The sequence below is a fragment of the Staphylococcus sp. EG-SA-2 genome (genome assembly GCF_017152085.1).
Map to the genome: position 1 here is coordinate 1 of NZ_JACYHC010001035.1, position 785 is coordinate 785.

The following is a 785-nucleotide window of genomic DNA, read 5'->3' on the forward strand; positions in this document are numbered from 1 at the left end:
TATCATACTTTTCTTTTTGCGCTCGATATTCAAAGCCACTCAGCACTGTACCCACCATCATACTCATATCATCACCGTTGTCATTACTACGCATTGATCCTTTTTGATGGATGGCATCTTTGTACAAGGGCAAACTTGCATTAAATACAATGCCATGATCATCGCAATGCACATAAACTTCTATACCATCATCTTTACCTACAACATTGGTAGCCTTTACCTTCAGTCCAAAGTTGTCTTTAAAGAATTGTTCACCTACTTTTTCAAATTCTTTACGATGCTTCTTCGCAAATTCAATCGTATCTTTTTCTGCAGGTGGTTGGAAGCCTTGTCCAACATATTTTGAAGCTTCCATTTCTTCTGGTACTGATTTTGTTTCATTGTTGGATTCGTTATTGGTAGTTGAACATCCTGATAGCAGTAATGTTGCTATTAAGATTAGTTTAGTTCTTTTAAACATAGCTCATCACCCATTTATGTGTTTGTTTAGAATATAGAGAAATTAGCTGATTTCAAGTCATTCGACCTCAATCCTTATAGACTCATTATCACTGTAATTAACTCGATTAGTACTAATAGTAGATTTTGCTAGTTGTAAAAATATTTTCGTATTTTCAAAATTAAGGTGTAACTTTTTCGTACTTTCAGACAAATCTATAACATCATCTAATTTTTTGTCCTTTGAAAAGTTACTACTTCTCGAAAACAATGTTGTATGTACTTCTATTGCAGCTTTATAGCCTACTCCTTTCCTTGCTTGTTTCATACCTTTTTTAAAATTCAGA

Annotated in this window: 2 protein-coding genes; both read right to left on the reverse strand. The window is 33.4% G+C overall.

Going from position 1 to position 785, the window contains the following annotated elements; genetic code table 11:
* Positions 1-460, reverse strand: a 460-nt coding sequence (locus IDG60_RS17640) for a DUF1672 family protein (protein WP_206161003.1), incomplete at its 3' end; no start/stop codon positions are given.
* A gap of 57 nt (positions 461-517) precedes the next feature.
* The coding region (locus IDG60_RS17645) for a DUF1672 family protein (RefSeq protein WP_206161004.1) at positions 518-785 on the reverse strand (268 nt) is incomplete at its 5' end.